This window comes from Pseudomonas sp. 58(2021), from assembly GCF_017491585.1.
Lineage (GTDB): Bacteria > Pseudomonadota > Gammaproteobacteria > Pseudomonadales > Pseudomonadaceae > Aquipseudomonas > Aquipseudomonas fluorescens_BT.
This window is the reverse complement of the sequence record NZ_JAFGYZ010000003.1, coordinates 340,628-359,470: the sequence shown is the minus strand read 5'-3', so window position 1 is coordinate 359,470 and position 18,843 is coordinate 340,628. Positions and strand designations below refer to the sequence as shown.

15 protein-coding genes are annotated in these 18,843 nt (G+C 61.9%); 4 read left to right on the top strand and 11 right to left on the bottom strand.

What is annotated here, in order from left to right:
• Nucleotides 1-126 precede the first annotated feature (126 nt).
• The 3 genes from mapR to J5M72_RS05250 form a co-directional block, all read right to left on the bottom strand.
• Nucleotides 127-1,536: a GntR family transcriptional regulator MpaR gene (gene mapR, locus J5M72_RS05260; protein WP_207864481.1), complete on the bottom strand. Its 1,410-nt coding sequence runs from the start codon at nucleotides 1,534-1,536 to the stop codon at nucleotides 127-129.
• 274 nt (nucleotides 1,537-1,810) lie between these two features.
• Nucleotides 1,811-3,241 carry a cytochrome c oxidase accessory protein CcoG gene (gene ccoG, locus J5M72_RS05255; RefSeq protein ID WP_207864480.1) on the bottom strand — a complete coding sequence of 477 codons (1,431 nt, stop codon included), beginning with the start codon at nucleotides 3,239-3,241 and terminating at the stop codon, nucleotides 1,811-1,813.
• A gap of 195 nt (nucleotides 3,242-3,436) precedes the next feature.
• Entirely contained in the window at nucleotides 3,437-3,685 is a 249-nt protein-coding gene (locus tag J5M72_RS05250; RefSeq protein WP_007952135.1) for a DUF3203 family protein, read from the bottom strand.
• 123 nt (nucleotides 3,686-3,808) lie between these two features.
• On the opposite strand from J5M72_RS05250, the gene J5M72_RS05245 reads away from it, so the two are divergent.
• Nucleotides 3,809-4,345 (top strand): MgtC/SapB family protein, encoded by a 537-nt coding sequence (locus J5M72_RS05245; protein WP_169430244.1) that lies wholly within the window; start codon nucleotides 3,809-3,811, stop codon nucleotides 4,343-4,345.
• On the opposite strand, the gene J5M72_RS05240 is transcribed toward J5M72_RS05245, so the two are convergent.
• A complete protein-coding gene (locus J5M72_RS05240; protein WP_170928915.1) occupies nucleotides 4,346-4,504 on the bottom strand; it encodes a hypothetical protein in 159 nt (52 codons plus the stop codon).
• Nucleotides 4,505-4,722: 218 nt separating this feature from the next.
• Between J5M72_RS05240 and J5M72_RS05235 the strand changes: the two genes are divergently transcribed.
• From J5M72_RS05235 to glgB, 3 genes are all read left to right on the top strand, one after another.
• Nucleotides 4,723-6,717 carry an alpha-1,4-glucan--maltose-1-phosphate maltosyltransferase gene (locus J5M72_RS05235; protein WP_207864478.1) on the top strand — a complete coding sequence of 665 codons (1,995 nt, stop codon included), beginning with the start codon at nucleotides 4,723-4,725 and terminating at the stop codon, nucleotides 6,715-6,717.
• Nucleotides 6,718-6,887: 170 nt separating this feature from the next.
• Entirely contained in the window at nucleotides 6,888-10,229 is a 3,342-nt protein-coding gene (treS, locus tag J5M72_RS05230) for a maltose alpha-D-glucosyltransferase (protein WP_207864476.1), read from the top strand.
• Between the two features lie 2 nt (nucleotides 10,230-10,231).
• Nucleotides 10,232-12,463, top strand: coding sequence for a 1,4-alpha-glucan branching protein GlgB (gene glgB, locus J5M72_RS05225; protein ID WP_207864474.1), 2,232 nt, complete (start codon nucleotides 10,232-10,234; stop codon nucleotides 12,461-12,463).
• A gap of 95 nt (nucleotides 12,464-12,558) precedes the next feature.
• Here glgB and J5M72_RS05220 read toward each other — a convergent pair whose 3' ends face one another.
• The 7 genes from J5M72_RS05220 to J5M72_RS05190 all read right to left on the bottom strand — a co-directional run bounded on the left by J5M72_RS05220 (nucleotide 12,559) and on the right by J5M72_RS05190 (nucleotide 18,843).
• Entirely contained in the window at nucleotides 12,559-13,629 is a 1,071-nt protein-coding gene (locus J5M72_RS05220) for an autotransporter outer membrane beta-barrel domain-containing protein (RefSeq protein WP_207864472.1), read from the bottom strand.
• A 385-nt stretch (nucleotides 13,630-14,014) separates the two neighbouring features.
• Nucleotides 14,015-14,812, bottom strand: coding sequence for an endonuclease/exonuclease/phosphatase family protein (locus tag J5M72_RS05215; protein WP_207864470.1), 798 nt, complete (start codon nucleotides 14,810-14,812; stop codon nucleotides 14,015-14,017).
• Between the two features lie 89 nt (nucleotides 14,813-14,901).
• A complete protein-coding gene (locus J5M72_RS05210; protein ID WP_169430251.1) occupies nucleotides 14,902-15,663 on the bottom strand; it encodes a PIG-L family deacetylase in 762 nt (253 codons plus the stop codon).
• 174 nt (nucleotides 15,664-15,837) lie between these two features.
• The gene (locus J5M72_RS05205) at nucleotides 15,838-16,497 is read right to left on the bottom strand and encodes a glycosyltransferase (RefSeq protein ID WP_207864469.1); all 660 of its coding nucleotides are present in this window, start codon (nucleotides 16,495-16,497) and stop codon (nucleotides 15,838-15,840) included.
• Complete coding sequence (locus tag J5M72_RS05200) at nucleotides 16,494-17,093, bottom strand: SAM-dependent methyltransferase (protein ID WP_207864467.1); 600 nt, start codon at nucleotides 17,091-17,093, stop codon at nucleotides 16,494-16,496. The genes J5M72_RS05205 and J5M72_RS05200 overlap by 4 nt, the downstream gene beginning before the upstream one ends.
• Nucleotides 17,090-17,848, bottom strand: a complete 759-nt coding sequence (locus J5M72_RS05195) for a PIG-L family deacetylase (RefSeq protein ID WP_207864465.1) — start codon at nucleotides 17,846-17,848, stop codon at nucleotides 17,090-17,092. The genes J5M72_RS05200 and J5M72_RS05195 overlap by 4 nt, the downstream gene beginning before the upstream one ends.
• Nucleotides 17,845-18,843, bottom strand: coding sequence for an acyl-CoA dehydrogenase family protein (locus J5M72_RS05190; protein WP_207864463.1), 999 nt, complete (start codon nucleotides 18,841-18,843; stop codon nucleotides 17,845-17,847). The genes J5M72_RS05195 and J5M72_RS05190 overlap by 4 nt, the downstream gene beginning before the upstream one ends.

Sequence of the window (18,843 nt, the reverse complement as noted above, 5' to 3'; positions counted from 1 at the left end):
TCGTCGTAAATATATGTAGCTGTATGCGAATGAAATTGCGTGGGGGTGCTGGTGTTTACCGCGACATTGATTTCGCAAGTGCAACATTCTTCGACGCGCGAAGGCGATACTCGTAGCAACAATCGCTCAGAACGACCGCACAATCCGCCCCAGCGTCTCCATCGCTTTCTCCGAACTCTCGGTCCACGGGCTGCCGTAATTCAACCGGATGCAATTCCTGAAACGCTGGGTCGGCGAGAAAATCGGCCCCGGCGCAATGCTGATCCCTTGCGCCAACGCCATTTGAAACAACTTCAATGAGTCCATTTGCGGCGGCAGTTCCAGCCACAGGAAATACCCGCCGGCGGGTTGGCTGACTCGTGTCTGGGCCGGGAAGTAGCGGGCGATGGCCGCGAGCATGGCGCTTTGCTGTTCTTCCAGGGCGTAGCGCAGTTTGCGCAGGTGGCGGTCATAGCCACCATGTTGCAGGTAGTCGGCGATGGCTGCTTGCGCCGGCATCGAGGCGCACAACGAAGTCATCAGTTTCAGGCGTTCGATTTTCTGTGCGTAGCGTCCGGCGGCGACCCAGCCGATGCGGTAGCCGGGGGCCAGGCTCTTGGCAAATGAACCGCAATGCATCACCAGACCCTCGGTGTCGAAGGCCTTGGCCGGTTTGGGTGCCTGCTGGCCGTAATAGAGTTCGGCGTAGACGTCGTCTTCGATCAGCGGCACTTGATGCTGTTTCAGCAGTTCCACCAGTTCCTGTTTCTTGGCCTCGGGCATGGTCGCGCCCATCGGGTTCTGGAAACTGGTCATGCACCAGCAGGCCTTGATCGGGTGTCGTTCCAGGGTCTGGGCCAGCACGCCGAGGTCGATACCGTCGCGCGGGTGTACGGGGATTTCCACAGCCTTGAGTTTCAGCCGCTCCAGCACTTGCAGGCTGGCATAGAACGCCGGGGCTTCGATGGCCACCAGATCGCCGGGTTCTGTCACCGCCTGCAGGCACAGGTTCAGCGCTTCGAGGGCGCCGTTGGTGATCAGCAATTCTTCCATCGGCAGCATCAGGCCGCCGACCATGTAGCGCAGGGCGATCTGCCGGCGCAGTTGCGGGTTACCCGGCGACATGTCGGTGACCACCATCCGCGGGTCCATCTCCCGTGCGGCGCTGGCCAGCGAGCGTGACAGACGTTGCAGCGGGAACAGTTCGGGGCTGGGGAAGGCCGAGCCGAACGGCACGGTGCTCGGGTCCTTGATCGATTCCAGCACCGAGAACACCAGTTCGCTGACGTCGACCTCGGTGGACTCGTTGACCTGGCTGCTGATCACCGGCTCCGAGAACGGGCTCGGGGCATGGGTGTTGACGAAGTAACCCGAGCGCGGGCGGGCGCGGATCAGGCCGCGACGCTCCAGCAGGTAGTAGGCCTGGAACACCGTGGACGGGCTGACGCCGTAGGTCTGGCTCGCGTAGCGCACCGACGGCACCCGCTGGCCGGGGCCGAGGACGCCGGAGCGGATCAGTTCAGCGATGTCATCGGCGAATTTTTCGTAGCGTTTCATCGGGGGCCTTGGTGCTGGTTGAATGTGTAGAGTGTCAGGGAAAAGCCCCTCACCCTAGCCCTCTCCCGGAGGGAGAGGGGACTGATTGCGGGATGCTTCAGAGTTACGCCGACCTGAACGTTCTGCTGTGAATCCATAATCGACCCGGTTTTTCAGGTCGATGTGTAGCGCGAGACATCGCAGCCGGCTCCCTCTCCCTCCGGGAGAGGGCTGGGGTGAGGGCCAATCGCACTGACACATTACAACCCCCCGAAACCGCCGCCATCTTAAAGCCTCACCGATTCATCGGCGCAACAAACCGGCTCTTCGCCACGCTATAAATCGCGGGCTCATCGCTGTCGGCAATCTTGAAGCTCAAGGTCTGCGAGCTGCTGGCCGCACGTTCCGTGGTCATCGCCACCGACACCGGCACATCGACGATCTCGCCCGGCGCCAGGCTTAGTTCGGTCTTGCCTTGCAGCTGGAAGCCGTCTCCGTCCACCAGGCTCAGGTTGTAGTCCTGGCGTTGCTGGGTCTTGTTGATGACCTTGAGGGTGTAGATGTTTTCGATCTGACCCTGACCGTTTTCACGGAACAGGCCCCGGTCCTTGGTCACGTCCAGCGACACCATCGGCCGTTCGACCAGCGCCAGGGCGAGGGCGCCGATCATCACCACCAGCACCGCGACGTAGCCAATCAATCTCGGGCGCAGCAAGTGCGTCTTGCCGCCCTGCAACTCGCGCTCGGAGGTGTAGCGAATCAGGCCACGGGCGTAATTCATCTTGTCCATGATCGAGTCGCAGGCGTCGATGCACGCCGCGCAACCGATGCATTCCATTTGCAGGCCGTCACGGATGTCGATGCCGGTCGGGCAGACCTGCACGCACAACTGGCAGTCGATGCAATCGCCGAGGCCGGCTTCGGCCGGTTTCACCTCGCGTTTGCGCGGGCCACGGTTTTCGCCGCGAGCTGCGTCGTAGGAAATCGTCAGTGTGTCCTTGTCGAACATCACGCTCTGGAACCGCGCATACGGGCACATGTGCATGCACACGGCTTCGCGCAGCCAGCCGGCGTTGATGTAGGTGGCGGCGGTGAAGAACAGCACCCAGAACAGGCTGACCCCACCGATCTGCAGGGTCAGCAGTTCTTCAGCCAACGGGCGGATCGGGGTGAAGTAGCCGACGAAGGTCAGACCGGTGAGCACGCTGATCGCCAGCCACAACGTGTGCTTGGCCGCACGCCGCGCCAGTTTGTTGAGGCTCCAGGGCGCGGCTTGCAGTTTGATCCGCTGGTTGCGCTCACCCTCGGTGATCTTCTCGCACCACATGAAAATCCACGTCCACGAACTCTGCGGGCAGGTGTAACCGCACCAGACGCGGCCGGCGAACACGGTAATGGCGAACAGGCCGAACGCGGCAATGATCAGCAGCGCCGACAGCAGAATGAAATCCTGTGGCCAGAAGGTCGCGCCAAAGATGTGGAATTTGCTTTCGGAAAGGTCCCAGAGCACCGCCTGACGCCCACCCCAGTTCAGCCACACGGTGCCGAAGAACAGCAGGAACAGAAACCCCGCGCCGCTCATGCGCAAGGTGCGGAACAGGCCGGTGAAGCTGCGGGTGAAAATCTGGTTGTCGCTGGTGGCGTGTTTCGCCTTCATTGGGCGCGCCGGTACTTTTTTTATCTGGGGAGATGCTTCTACGGTTCGGACGGGGATTCGTTCGCTCATGGTCGTTCGCTCATCAGCCTCCATCAGGCCAGTGAACTATGAGCGCCGATCTGTTTGCATAACAGACTCAGGTATTTCAATAAAAGGCGTATCAGATGGGATTTGCACCCACGCCTGCGACAACTTGAAGCAGCCCGCAGGCCAAGGCGCAGAGGCCTATCCCAGACGTCTGCGCCAGTTCTTGACCGGGGTCAGTCAAATCACCGAATCACTGTCGTCAGCCTTCAGGTGTTTGCGTCCGTCCCTGGCGCCTGCGACGGTCAAGGCGTCTGCTTCGGCTTCGGTGACGTAGATGCGCCGTCCTTCCACTTCGACGAACGACATGGCTTTTTCACTATCTGTCCTGACTTCCAGCGTGTCGCAGATCCGGATTTCCTCACCATTTTCAACGGTGAAAAAACAGACTTTCGATTCCGGATTGCTTTCATCGATACGAAGGGGCATGGCGTTGTCCTTTTTTCACGGGAGTCTGAAACGTTAGGGTGCGAGGTTCTGCAGATCGTTCGACGCAACCGATTAATGGTCGGCGCTGTCCATCCACTATCAACGCATTAAAAGGACTGCACGATGAACGCCTGGTGGCATGAAGTGTGGGAAACCCTGCAAGCGGAATTCGCCGATATCGGCGATGCGTCGCAATTGACCCGGATCACCGTGCGTCTGCTGATGGCGGCAATATTGGGCGGGATTCTCGGGTTCGAGCGCGAGCACAAGGGCAAGGCCGCCGGGGTGCGAACGCACATGCTGGTGGCCCTCGGCGCGGCGCTGTTTGTACTGGTGCCGCAATTGTCCGGATCACAGGCCGACGCGATGAGCCGGGTGGTTCAAGGTGTGATTGCCGGTATCGGCTTTCTCGGGGCCGGCACCATTCTGAAAAATCACGAAGGCGATGAAGGGCACGTCAAAGGCCTGACCACCGCTGCCGGCCTGTGGATGACCGCCGCCATCGGCGTCGCGGCCGGTCTGGGCCGCGAGGCGACGGCGCTGCTCAGTACATTGCTCGCTTGGGGGATCTTCAGTGTCATGCCACGGATCGTCAGAGTCTTCGAAAACGATCACGTCGAGAAAGACCGCATCGAGAAAGACCACAACGACCCGCGCTGATCAGACGATTACCGGCGGCATGGTCGTCGGCGGTTCTTCCTTGGGCGGTGGCGTGGAGCCAGGCGGTTCCTGTTCGGGAATCGGTTGCGGCTCGGTCTCGGGCAGGGTCGGTTTATCGATGTTCGGATCGGGTGTTTCGGCTGGAATCGGGATAGTCATCGGGTGAACCTCCGTGTGGCACTTGGCGTGGGAAGTGCTTAAGTGGATTGACCACTTCACTGCGAAATCGATCCGATTTTGTGGCGGGGCAAATCCCTGTGAACTTTTCCCGGCGTGAGTCGCTCGGAACCTGAGAGAGTTCATCATCGGGCGCAGGCCCGGCCGTGATCGCCAAACAGGCAAACGAGCGTCCTTGGGGCGTTAAGGAGAGATGCTCAATGACTGCTGAAAAACCCTCAGAACAGAGCTACAACCCGCATATACCGCTGTCGCAGGCCTTGCTGCTGCCGCGTATCGTCATAGAAAACACCGCGCCGACCCTCGACGGCGGACAGTTTGCCGTCAAGGCAATCGCAGGCCGCAAGATCGTGGTCACCAGCAAGGTGTTCGCCGACGGCCACGACAAACTGGCGGTGCGTATCCGCTGGCGCGAAGAGGGCGATGAAACCTGGCAAACCGAAGTCATGAGCGATCAGGGTAACAACGGCTGGCGCGGAGTGTTCCAGCCGCAGCGCATGGGCCGGTACCTGTTCCTGATCGAAGCCTGGATCGATCAGTTCGCCAGTTTTCAATACGAGCTGGAGAAGAAGCACACCGCCGCCGTTCCGGTCAGCCTCGAGCTGCAAGAAGGACGCACCATGGTGCAGCAAGCTGCCGAGCGCAGCGAAGGTCAGCTGAGCGAACAACTGGCAGCCTTGCACCACGAATTGTCCGGCCTGCTCGAAACGGAGCAGGTCGCGCTGTTTCTGCACCCGCAAAGTGCGCAGTTGATGGCCGAGGCCGATCACCGCCCTTATTTGAGCATCAGCAGTGAATTCCCGGTGGACGTGGAGCGTGAACTCGCCGAGTTCGCCAGTTGGTACGAGTTGTTTCCCCGCTCGATCACCGACGATCCCGCCCGCCACGGCACCTTCAACGATGTGCACTCGCGTCTGCCAATGATTCAGGACATGGGCTTCGACGTGCTGTATTTCACGCCGATTCACCCGATCGGCCGCAGCCACCGCAAGGGCCGCAACAATTCCCTGACCGCCGGCCCCGACGACCCCGGCAGCCCGTATGCGATCGGCAGTGAAGAGGGCGGGCATGAAGCGATTCATTCGCAGCTCGGCACCCGAGAGGATTTCCGCCGGCTGGTGGCCGCCGCTGCCGAGCACGGTCTGGAAATCGCCCTCGACTTTGCGATCCAGTGTTCCCAGGACCACCCTTGGCTCAAGCAGCATCCGGGCTGGTTCAACTGGCGGCCGGACGGCACGATCAAATACGCGGAGAACCCGCCCAAGAAATACCAGGACATCGTCAACGTCGACTTCTATGCACCGGAAGCGATTCCGAGCCTGTGGGTCGAGCTGCGCGACATCGTGGTCGGCTGGGTGCAGGAGGGCGTGAAGATCTTTCGCGTCGACAATCCGCACACCAAGCCGCTGCCGTTCTGGCAATGGCTGATTGCCGATGTGCGCACACTGCACCCGGAGGTGATCTTCCTCGCTGAAGCGTTCACCACGCCGGCGATGATGGCGCGACTGGGCAAGGTCGGTTACACCCAGAGCTACACCTATTTCACCTGGCGCAACACCAAGGCCGAACTGGCGACTTACTTCAGCGAACTCAATGAATCACCTTGGCGCGAGTGCTACCGGCCGAATTTCTTCGTCAACACCCCGGACATCAACCCGGCGTTCCTGCATGAGTCGGGGCGTCCCGGGTTTCTCATCCGTGCGGCGCTGGCGACCATGGGTTCGGGCCTGTGGGGCATGTATTCGGGGTTTGAACTGTGCGAATCGGCACCGGTGCCGGGCAAGGAGGAATACCTCGATTCGGAGAAGTACGAAATCCGCGTCCGCGACTTCAACCAGCCCGGCAACATCATTGCCGAGATCGCCCAACTCAACCGCATCCGCCGGCAGAACCCGGCGTTGCACAGCCATCTGGGCCTGAAGGTCTACAACGCCTGGAACGACAACATTCTGTATTTCGGCAAGCGCAGCGCGGACGGCAGCAATTTCATTCTGGTGGCCGTCAGCCTCGATCCGCATAACGTGCAGGAGGCGAATTTCGAGCTGCCGCTGTGGGAAATGGGCCTGGCGGACGATGCCACCACCCACGGCGAAGATTTGATGAACGGCCATCGCTGGGACTGGCACGGCAAGTACCAGTTCATGCGGATCGACCCGGCTTACCAGCCGTTCGGAATCTGGCGCATCACCGCCTGAACACAGATCCCGCTGTGGGAGCGAGCCTGCTCGCGAATGCGGGCCAACATTCAATACATAGGTTGCCTGCCAAATCGAATTCGCGAGCAGGCTCGCTCCCACAGGGTGCTCATCGTTTGCGAGCCAAGTGATCGGCTCACCGTGTTTATAGAATTGAACAGGAGTTTCATATGGCGAAGAAACCCAAGGCTGCCACCTTCATCAAGGACCCGCTCTGGTACAAGGACGCGGTCATCTATCAAGTTCACGTCAAATCCTTTTTCGATTCGAATAACGACGGAATCGGCGACTTTCCCGGCCTGATCGCCAAACTCGATTACATCGCCGACCTCGGCGTCAACACCATCTGGCTGCTGCCGTTCTACCCGTCGCCACGGCGCGATGATGGCTACGACATCGCCGAATACCGGGGTGTGCACAGCGATTACGGGACGATGGCTGACGCCAGGCGGTTCATCGCCGAGGCGCACAAGCGTGGTTTGCGGGTCATCACCGAACTGGTCATCAACCACACTTCCGACCAGCACCCGTGGTTCCAGCGGGCCCGCAAGGCCAAACCCGGTTCGGCCGCTCGCGACTTCTATGTATGGTCGGATGACGATCAGAAATACGACGGCACGCGGATCATTTTTCTCGACACCGAAAAGTCCAACTGGACCTGGGACCCGGTGGCCGGGCAGTACTTCTGGCACCGTTTCTATTCGCACCAGCCCGATCTGAATTTCGACAACCCGCAAGTCATGAAAGCCGTGCTGTCGGTGATGCGCTACTGGCTGGACATGGGCATCGACGGCCTGCGCCTGGATGCCATTCCGTACCTGATCGAGCGCGACGGCACCAACAACGAAAACCTGCCGGAGACCCACGACGTCCTCAAGCAGATCCGCGCCGAGATCGACGCCAATTACCCGGATCGCATGCTGCTGGCCGAAGCCAACCAATGGCCGGAAGACACCCAGCTGTATTTTGGTGACACCGACGCCGAGGGCGTGAATGGCGACGAATGCCACATGGCGTTCCACTTCCCGCTGATGCCGCGCATGTACATGGCGCTGGCCCAGGAAGATCGCTTCCCGATCACCGATATCCTGCGCCAGACTCCGGAGATCCCGGCCAATTGCCAATGGGCGATCTTCCTGCGCAACCACGATGAGCTGACGCTGGAGATGGTCACCGACAAGGAGCGCGACTACCTCTGGAATTACTACGCCGCCGACCGCCGCGCACGGATCAACCTCGGCATCCGCCGACGTCTGGCGCCGCTGATGGAGCGCGACCGCCGCCGTATCGAGCTGCTCAACAGTCTGCTGCTGTCGATGCCCGGCACGCCCACCCTGTATTACGGCGATGAGATCGGCATGGGTGACAACATCTACCTCGGCGACCGCGACGGTGTGCGCACGCCGATGCAATGGTCGATCGACCGCAACGGCGGGTTCTCCCGCGCCGATCCGGCCAGTCTGGTCCTGCCGCCGATCATGGACCCGCAATACGGCTATCAGTCGGTCAACGTCGAAACCCAGGCCGGCGATCCGCATTCACTGCTGAACTGGACTCGCCGTCTGCTGGCCGTGCGCAAGCAATCCAAGGCATTCGGTCGTGGCACGCTGAAAATGCTCTCGCCGGCCAACCGTCGCGTGCTGGCCTACACCCGCGAATACACCGGCCCGGATGGCAAACACGAAATCATCCTGTGCGTGGCCAACGTCTCGCGCAGTGCCCAGGCCGTGGAGCTGGACCTGTCGGCCTACGTCGGCATGGTGCCGGTGGAGATGCTCGGTGGTAACGCGTTTCCGCCCATTGGCCAGTTGAATTTCCTGCTGACCCTACCGCCCTACGGTTTCTACTGGTTCGGTCTGGCGGCGGAAAACCAGATGCCGAGCTGGCACGTCGAGCCGGCACAGAGCCTGCCGGACTTCACCACACTGGTGCTGAAAAAGCGTATGGAGGAACTGCTCGAGGCGCCGTCCCGGGCAACCCTCGAACAGGCGATCCTGCCGAGCTGGCTGCAGAACCGCCGCTGGTTCGCCGGCAAGGACGCTGCCATCGAACACGTGAAGCTGGCCTACGGCGTGCGCTTCGGCGATGCGCAGCATCCGGTGCTGCTCAGCGAAATCGAAGTGCAGAGCGGCGGGCAGTCCAGTCGTTATCAATTGCCGTTCGGCTTTATTTCCGAAGATCAGGTCGGGCCGGCGTTGCCGCAGCAATTGGCCCTGGCGCGGGTGCGTCGGGTGCGTCAGGTCGGGCTGATTACCGATGCGTTCAGTCTTGAAGCGTTTATTCGCGCAGTGCTGCAAGGCATGCAGTCCGGGACGGTGCTGGAATCCAGTGATGGCGAGATTCGTTTCGAGGCAACGCCTGAGCTGGAAAAACTCGGTCTCGGCGCGGAATCCGAAGTGCGCTATCTGTCCGCCGAGCAATCCAACAGTTCGGTGGTGATCGGTAACAGTCTGGTGCTCAAGCTGATCCGCAAAGTCGCTTCTGGCGTACACCCGGAACTGGAGATGAGCGCTTACCTGACCGCGGCCGGATTTGCCAATATCTCACCGCTGCTCGGCTCGGTGATTCGCCGCGACGGGAAGGGCGAAGACAATCTGCTGATGATTGCGCAGGGCTACTTGAGCAATCAGGGCGACGCCTGGGAATGGACACAGAACAACCTCGAACGGGCGCTGCGCGATGAACTGGCCGACGCCGTTTCCGAACAGGCGCAACACTACAATGCCTTGGGTGAGTTGAAGGATTTCGCCGGCATGCTCGGCCAGCGTCTGGGGGAAATGCATCAGGTGCTGGCAGCGCCGAGCGACAACAAGGACTTCGCACCGCAACTCAGTTCGACCAAGGACGCGCAGGCGACCGGCAAGGATGTCGCGGCTCAGGTCGAGCACGCGCTGAAGCTGCTCAAGCAACATCAGGGTGAACTCGACGCGACGGATCAGAAGCTGGTCGGTCGCTTGCTCGACCACAAGAAAACCATCCTGGCCCATGTGCAGGAACTGGCGAAGCAGTCCGTTGGCGGCCTGCGGATTCGCGTGCATGGCGACCTGCATTTGGGGCAGGTGCTGGTGATCAAGGGCGACGCTTACCTGATCGACTTCGAAGGCGAACCGGCGCGGCCATTGGCCGAACGCCGAGGCAAGCACAGTCCGTACAAGGATGTCAGCGGGGTGCTGCGTTCCTTCGACTATGCCGCCGCCATGGCCCTGAATGTGCACAACGTCGACAACAGCCCCGAGGCCGAAGCCGCGCGTCGGCGGGTCACGGAGCGTTACCTGCGCGAAGCCCGGGAAGCATTTCTCCAGGCATATCGCCAAGCGGCAGCTAGTCTTGATCATGCCTGGCAAGATCCTGAAGGTGCCGACGCCGCACTGGCGTTGTTCGGTCTGGAGAAAGCGGCCTACGAAGTGGCCTATGAAGCCGAAAATCGCCCCACCTGGCTGCCCGTGCCGTTGCACGGTCTGTATGGGTTATTGACGGGGCTGGAACCCTTTTCCGATCTTGATGGAGAGTAGTCATGAGTTTCTCGAACAGGGAACAGGGTCACGCTAAAGAAAGATTGCTGCCCACTGCAAAAGATATCGATGCATTGGTGCGCGCAGAACATCAAGACCCGTTTTCCATTCTTGGCCCCCACGGCGATGGCGCCGGGGGGCAGTTTATCCGGGCGTATCTGCCCGGCGCGTTGAGCGTTTCGGTGCTGGACAAAAACACTGGCGAAGAGCTTGGTCCGCTGGACGCCACCGAAACGCCGGGGCTGTTCGTCGGGCATTTCGAGGGCGTACGGCCTTACCTGTTGCGCACCCGCTGGGCCGGTGGCGAACAGGTCGCCGAAGATCCCTACAGCTTTGGCCAGTTGCTCGGTGAAATGGACTTGTATCTGTTCGCCGAAGGCAACCATCGCGATCTCAGCAGTTGCCTCGGCGCACAGTTGAAAACCGTCGAGGGCGTCGATGGCGTGCGGTTTGCCGTGTGGGCACCGAATGCCCGGCGGGTGTCGGTGGTCGGCGACTTCAACGTCTGGGACGGGCGTCGGCATCCGATGCGTCTGCGGCATCCGTCCGGGGTCTGGGAGCTGTTTATTCCGCGCCTGCAAGCGGGGGAGCTGTACAAGTACGAAATCCTCGGTGTCCACGGCATCCTGCCGCTGAAGGCCGATCCGATGGCGCTGGCCACCAGCTTGCCGCCGGACACTGCGTCAAAAGTCGCCTCGCCGTTGCAGATCGACTGGCAGGATCAGGACTGGATGACCGGCCGCCGCGAGCGCCAGCAACACAATGCGCCGCTGTCGATCTATGAGCTGCATGCTGGATCCTGGCAGTGCGAGCTGGACGATCTGGGAGAGGTTGCCCGTCAGTACACCTGGCCGGAGCTGGCCGAGCGACTGATTCCCTATGTCAAGGAACTGGGCTTTACCCACATCGAACTGATGCCGATCATGGAGCACCCGTTCGGTGGTTCCTGGGGCTATCAGTTGTTGTCGCAATTCGCGCCGAGCGCTCGTTACGGCACGCCGGACGAATTCGCGGCGTTCATCAACGCCTGCCATCAGGCTGACATCGGGGTGATTCTCGACTGGGTGCCGGCGCATTTTCCGACCGATACCCATGGTCTGGCGCAGTTCGACGGCACCGCGCTGTACGAATACGGCAACCCGCTGGAAGGCTTTCATCAGGACTGGGACACGCTGATCTACAATCTGGGCCGCACCGAAGTGCATGGCTACATGCTGGCGTCGGCACTGCACTGGCTGAAGCATTTCCACGTCGATGGCCTGCGGGTCGATGCAGTGGCGTCAATGCTCTACCGCGACTATTCGCGCAAGGCCGGCGAGTGGGTGCCCAATCGTCATGGCGGCCGGGAGAATCTGGAGGCCATCGACTTCCTTCGTCACCTGAACGATGTGGTGGCGCTGGAGGCACCGGGAGCGCTGGTGATTGCCGAGGAGTCCACCGCGTGGCCGGGTGTCAGCCAGAGTACCCAACAGGGCGGGCTCGGTTTTGCCTACAAGTGGAACATGGGCTGGATGCACGATTCGCTGCATTACATCCAGCAGGATCCGGTGTACCGCGCCCATCATCACAACGAGTTGAGTTTCGGTCTGGTGTACGCCTGGTCCGAGCGTTTCATCCTGCCGATCTCCCACGATGAAGTGGTACACGGCAAGCACTCGCTGATCGACAAGATGCCCGGCGACCGCTGGCAGAAGTTCGCCAACCTGCGTGCCTATCTGAGCTTCATGTGGACCCATCCGGGCAAGAAACTGTTGTTCATGGGCTGCGAGTTCGGCCAGTGGCGCGAGTGGAATCACGATCAGCAGCTGGATTGGTATCTGCTGCAGTATTCCGAGCACAAAGGCGTGCAGAAACTGGTTGGCGACCTGAATCGCTTGTACCGCGAAGAACCGGCGCTGCATGAGCAGGACGATGCACCGCAAGGGTTCCAGTGGTTGATCGGTGACGATGCGATCAACAGCGTCTATGCGTGGCTGCGCTGGAGCAAGGCGGGGACGCCGGTGCTGGTGGTGGCCAACTTCACGCCGGTGCCGCGTCAGTCGTATCGGGTGGGTGTGCCGTTTGCCGGACGCTGGAAGGAGTTGCTCAACAGTGATGCCGACACCTATGCGGGTTCCAACTATGGCAACGGTGGCGGGGCGTATGCCGAAGAGGTGCCCAGCCACGGCCAGGCGTTGTCGCTGGAGCTGAATCTGCCGCCGCTGGCGGTGTTGATCCTCAAGCCGGAGGGGTAGGCCAGACACCGTTAACCCCGCTGCGGTTCGGCGATTCGGCTGGCCAGTCGAATCGTCGATCCGCAGCTCCCACAAGGTCCTTCATGATCCGGATATCACCAGCGCATCCGCACCCCCAGACTGCCGATCAACCCGTTCAGATCATTGTCATCCACATCACTGCTGTAGTCGGCGCTGACGTACAGGCTCACGGTCGGCGTGACCTTTGCCACCAGACCCAAGCCCAATTCCACCGTCGATGACTTGCGACTGCTGCTGATCTTGTCCACTTGATCGAGGGTCACCGTGTTGCCGGTGTACACCGTGTGCCAGAGGTTGGTGCGCACGTAGGGTTCCACGGGCAGGCCGCTGAGGTCGTAACTGCCTTTGAGGCGCGCTCCGACCCGGCCGCTCCAGGACGAAAGATCGCTGGACGATGCATGGCCTGAGCCGGCGTAAGGCGTGTCGAGGGTAATTCGCTGATTGATCAATTGCGCCTGCGGTTCAACCACCCAGTTTTCGCCCAGGCCGATCGGGAAGCCGCCTTCCACGGAGAACGTCAGCGCGCTGCCTTCGGTGGCCAGGCGCGCGCCTTGTTCATTGCGACTGAACCCGCTGACCCGGCCACCGCTGGCTGACAGGTCGACGTGCCAGCCTTCGGACCCGGTCAGGCTGTAATAGGCGCCGAGGCTCTGGCCTTGCAGGTTGAGGATATCGGTGGTCGGGTCGGCGAGAGCGCTGTTGACGATCAGCCCGCTGCCATTTGCCAGAATCCGCGTGGTGCCACCGATCAATCCGAACCGCTGGGTCGGCCCGCCGCTGCCTTGCAGAGTCAAGACCGGTGGCCCTTTGATTGCTGTGGAACCGGAAGCCGTAAATCCCGGGCCGAAGGCATCGGGTTGTGCCTGACGATCAGATTGTCCGTAAAGCTGATCCCAGGCCGAGGGTGCCGGATCCTCGGTAATCAGGTTCGAGCCGCGCAGGTCGGGGCGCGGACTTGTACGCGGCGGATCGGGGGTGATGATGGTTTCAGGCAGGGTCAGGACGGCGACGTCCTGCCGATACCAGGGCGAGGTTTCGTCCGCCGCAGGGCCGGCCTGCGCCTCCATGGACGAACACAGCAGGAGGGAGCTTGAAACGGTGCAGAAGGTGATTTTGATCTCTTGTGAAGTGAGTGAGGTTTTCATGAACGTCTGCCTTGCTATCGCATGCGGTGTCTCGCCTTGGCGTCTCTCCTACCCGAATGAGGGGCGACCGAATGGAGCGAGGCGAACCTTGGGGGCTCGTTTTCACGAATCTCCGGGGGCTCGCCCCGGGTAGTGTTTCCGGGGGTAGTAAGGTAGAGCTAAGAAGACCGCTGACACTGCGTCAAGAAAATGAACGATGAGTGGTTGATCTCGAACGGAAGTCGCAAGCTTTTGTTTTTACGTATTTATATAAGCTCTTGTTTGTAGGGTGAATCGCTGCCTCAGCCGTTCGAGTGAGGCCGACCGCAGCCGACAGTCGGTCTGTCACGGGGGCGCTTCGACGTGCCCGCTCCATTGAAACGCCACCGGGCTGTCAATAGTGCGCTTACAAATGCACCTCGACGGCCAGCGGCAGGTGATCGGAGAGATGCGTCCAGGGTTTGCTGCCGAGAATCTGCGGATCGTGACTGCTGGCATTGCGCAGGTAGACCCGGTCCAGTCGCAACAGCGGAAAGCGTGCGGGGTAGGTCTTGGCCGGCCGGCCGTGATGACGTTCGAAGGCTTCATGCAGGTAGTCGCGACGGGCGAGGGCGACGTTGCCCTGCATTTGCCAGTCGTTGAAATCGCCGGCGATGATCACTGGCGCATCGTCTGGCAGGGATTCGAGCAACTGACAGAGCAGCTGCAACTGCAATTGCCGATGGCTTTCGAGCAGGCTCAGGTGCACGCAGATGGCATGCACTTCGGCATGTCCCGGCACATCCAGTATGCAGTGCAACAACCCGCGTCGTTCCGGGCCGGTGATCGAGACGTCGAGATTGCGATATTCGCGGATCGGATATTTCGACAACAGGGCGTTGCCATGATGCCCGTCGGGATAGACCGCATTACGGCCGTAGGCAAAATCGCTCCACATGCTGTCGGCGAGGAATTCGTACTGCGAGGTCTGCGGCCAATCGTTGTAGCGACTGGAATGCCGCTCGTGCTCGCCTACCACTTCCTGAAGGAACACCAGGTCGGCACGGGTACTGCGCACGGCCTCACGCAGCTCGGGAAGAATGAAACGCCGATTGAGTGCGGTGAAACCCTTGTGTGTATTGACCGTCAGCACGCGCAGGCGATGGATGACGGAGGGGTTCAAGGGTTGTGCGTCGATGGCATGACGCTTGGGGTCGCTGGACACGGTCACTCCTCTGAATCATGACTGCCTGTTCATGCGACTGGCCGGGAGGGCGGGCAGTTCACTTTGAGTGAGGTGCCCGCGGCCGTTGATCACTCTACGAAAACGATCTCATAGGGCAAACGCATGCGCTCCAGAATAGCCTTGGGCAACAGCGGCGCAATGCCGATCGCCGGTTCGCCATTGAGCTGACTGGCGTAGGCATGAGTGGCGTGGCTCTTGCGCGCGACGGTCCAGGTGTCGAGGCGCAGCTTGCGTGCGCGGTGCCAGGGAATCTGTGCCTGATCGCGCTCCGGCCAGTGCCAGGCCCAGACCGGCACATCGTGGTAGGCCGCGCCGACCTGGCGGGCAGCCTCGGCGCTGGCCCGGCCGACCACTTCATGATCGTCGGTGCCGTCTTCGCGCCAGGTGCTGAACACCACGTCGCCGGGGCGCAGGTAACGGGAGATGAACCCGGTCAACAGGGCTTCCTGGTCGAGCAGGGCATTGTCGGTGAAGCCGCCGCGGACCCATTTCAGGCTGTGCATCGGCAAGCCCAGGCGACGCAAGGCCTCGACGCTTTCCTGAGGGCGAAATACGCTCAGGCGTTTCTCCGACCACTGACGCGAACCGGGATGGCTGGCGCTGCCATCGGTGATCGACAGCAATTGCAGGGGATGACCCAGGCTGCACAGCAGTTGCAGCAGGCCCCCGCAGGTGACCACTTCGTCGCCGGGGTGAGGGGCGATGACCACGGCGCGGGCGCCGGCCGGGACCAGATTATGGGTGCTGATGACGGGAATGTTGTCGAGTTGCGCCGCCCTGTTCCAGATTTGTGCAGGCAGGCCGCTTTCATTGAGGGATAACGGTTTCATGGGGCAGGACATCCTTGTGGTGTCGGGCCTTCCGTCGCGCACGGCCACGCGTGCTTGACCCTTGAAGGCTGGTTGATAACCCGGCAGCGCTCCGAACCCTGGATTGCCGCGATGCAGAGTATTGCTCAAGACCGGCGATTCGTCGCGCCGCCGATCAATCTGATCCGCTTTTTTTTATTCAGTCTGTGCCAGCTGTCGCAGATAGTCGCCGAAGCCACCGCGTGCGCGACTGTCGAGACGGGCGCTGGTGACGACTTGCGGCCGATGACTCCAGGCGATGCTGGCCCCGCAACGTTCCAGTTGACGCACCAGTTGCACGTCTTCGTCGCAGGCCAGGGGCTCGAACCCGCCGGCGCGCCGGTAGGCCTGCGCGCTGACTCCCAGGTTGGCGCCATGGATGTGCCGGTGCCCATCGCGGGCCTGGTAGTGGCGGTGATAATGAATCTGCGCCGCGTCATCCAGGGAATCCTGCCAGTGCTCGACCGTCACGGTGCCGCATACCGCGTCGACCCCCAGTCCAAGCTGTGCCACCAGCCAGTCGTCGGCGACACGGCTGTCCGCGTCCGAACAGGAGATCCAGCGCGCACCCCGCTCAAGCAGGTGTTGTGCGCCGCAGGCTCGCGCCTTGCCGACATTGCGCGCGTCGATGTTCAGCGTCAGGACCGGGTACTGACTGACGACCTCTGCCGAGCGGTCGGTGCAACTGTCGAGCACCACCAGCACCTCGACCGGCTCGCCACCCAGCAGGGTATGGGCGGCAGCGCGCAGGGCCGCCCGCAGGCAGTCATCGAGCCGTTCCTCCTCGTTGTGCGCAGGGATCAGGATACCGATCATCGCAGGCCCTCCAGCGTGGCCACGGAACGGGGATCGCGACTCCACACTTCCAGCAGGAAATCCGCTTCCTGGTGCAGCACCAGTCGCGGCAGGTGCAACTGTTCGTGGATCAGGTCGTGCACCTGGCGCGCATTGAGCGGGCAGCCCTCGATGGCCGGCCGCCAATGACAGGCCAGCAACTGCCCGTCGGCGGTCAGGGAGTCAGTGATCCGGCGGATCACAGCGGTCAGATCCTGCCGATCCAGGTAATAGCCGATTTCGCTGAAAACGATCAGGTCGAACTGCTCATCGGGCCAGTCCCCCGGCAGACGACATTGCCGGACTTCGGTATGTTCGTACAGGCTCAACCGGGTGCGTGCCAGATTCACCGCCGCGCTACTGGTGTCGCAGCACAACAGCCGGTCGCAGCGCTCGGCCAGGGCTGCGCTCAGTTCGCCGTTGGCGCAACCCGGTTCGAAGATTGCCCGATAGCGCGGCCGGGGCAGGGCTGCCAGGGTGGCCAGACGTTTGCGTTGCTCGTACCAGCGCTGACGAAATCCCCAAGGGTCATTGTTGTCGGCGAACAACCCCTCGAAGTAACGATCCTCGACGCTCACAGAAACACCACTTCAAACGGTTGCAGCAGTCGGTCGAGCACATGCGGCGGGAGAACCGGCGCCAGGCACGCGCTGGGATCGCCTTCCAGCTGACTGGCGAAGGCGTGCACGGCATGACGTTTGCGCGCCACCTGCATTTTTGTCAGGGCGACTTTTCGCGCCCGCTCCCAAGGCACTTTGGCGTCTTCCGGGTCTGCCCAGTGCCAGGTCCAGACCGGCAGTTCGTGGCAAATCGCCCCCACGCGCCGGGCCGCTTCGACACTGGCCCGCCCGACGGCTTCATGGTCGCTGTGGCCGTCCTCGCGCCAAGTGGTGAAGACCACGTCGCCGGCTTGCAGATAGCCTGTCAGATAGTCGCAGAGTGAAGACTCGCGGGCCGCCACTTGGGTGTCGGGGAAGCCGCCGCGAAGCCATTGCAACTGATGCATCGGCAGGCCGAGGCGGCGCAAGGCCTCGGCGGATTCCTGCGGACGTACCACGCTCAAGCGTTCCACGGGCCAGCGTGCAGATCCGGGATGACTGGCGCTGCCGTCCGTGACCGAAATCAGTTGCAGCACACGCCCTGCAGCGGCGAGCCGTTGCAGGAGACCGCCGCAGCCCAGCACTTCGTCATCTGGATGAGGCGCGATGACCACGGCCCGTGAGCCCGGTGGTACGAGGTCAAGAATGTCGATGCTGTCCAGCGCCGCCAACTGACGGGACGCTTGCCATTGCTCCAGACTCGTGCCCTGGCCGACGATCGGATTGTTTTTCATAACGCCCATGCCTCAGCCGGTTGCCGGGCGATCAGTTGGCCGAGTGAGGCGAGGTCGCGTTCGGCATGGCTCTGGCGCAGATACACCGGGAGGTCGGCGATCAGTTGCGCGAAATGTCGATCCTTGCAAAACGGCCCGGCCCCCAGCGCGTGCCCGGTATCACGGATGATCTGTTCGGCAGCTTGCTCGACCACCGCACGGACCCGCCGCGCCAGCAATTCGGCGTTGGCCTGAGGGTGACAGTCAATGTCCAGCGCGCTGACGCGCAGGACCTGGGCAGCAGCCTGCAACGCGGCGTCGACCGCACCCAGACTGACCAGTGCGTAGGGCTCTTCGCGTCTGGCGCAATGCCGGTGCAGGCGTTCGGCAATTTCCCGCGCGGCACCGTACCAGCAGGCGGCGATGCCGATGCCGCCGTGCCAGAACCCCGGTCGTTGCAGGTAATCCCCGGGGTTGCCGATGGCCTGCGCCTCGACATTGTCGAACAGCACCTCGACGCTTTCGGTGGCCGCCATGCCGATGGCTTGCCAGCCTTGGTCGGTGACGGTCACACCTGATTGATCGAGCGCCACCGCTACCAGTTGCTGACGATCGTCGTCATCCCAGGCGGTGAGCAGCGCATGGCTGAGCACTGCCGCCCCGGAACACCACGCCTTGCGCCCGTGCAATCGCACCATATGCCCCGCAGGCGTGACCCGGACCCGTGCCTGCGGTGGTTCGGCCGCCCACATGCCCCACGTGCTGCCGGGGGTTGGCGAACCGCCCAGTTGTTCGATGATGGCCAGCGCATCGGTATGGCCTTCGTAGAGTTTGCACAACCCCAGATCATGGCCGCCGACCTCGGCCAGCCGTTGCCAGCGTTCCAGCGTGCGACCGCTGCCGGGCAACGGCAGACGATCCAGTCCCGCCTCGACCATCTCCCGCAGGCAGCGTCCAAGGGCGGCGGTATCGCCATAGTCCGGTGTACGCAGTGCCAGATAGTCGGACAGCTCCAT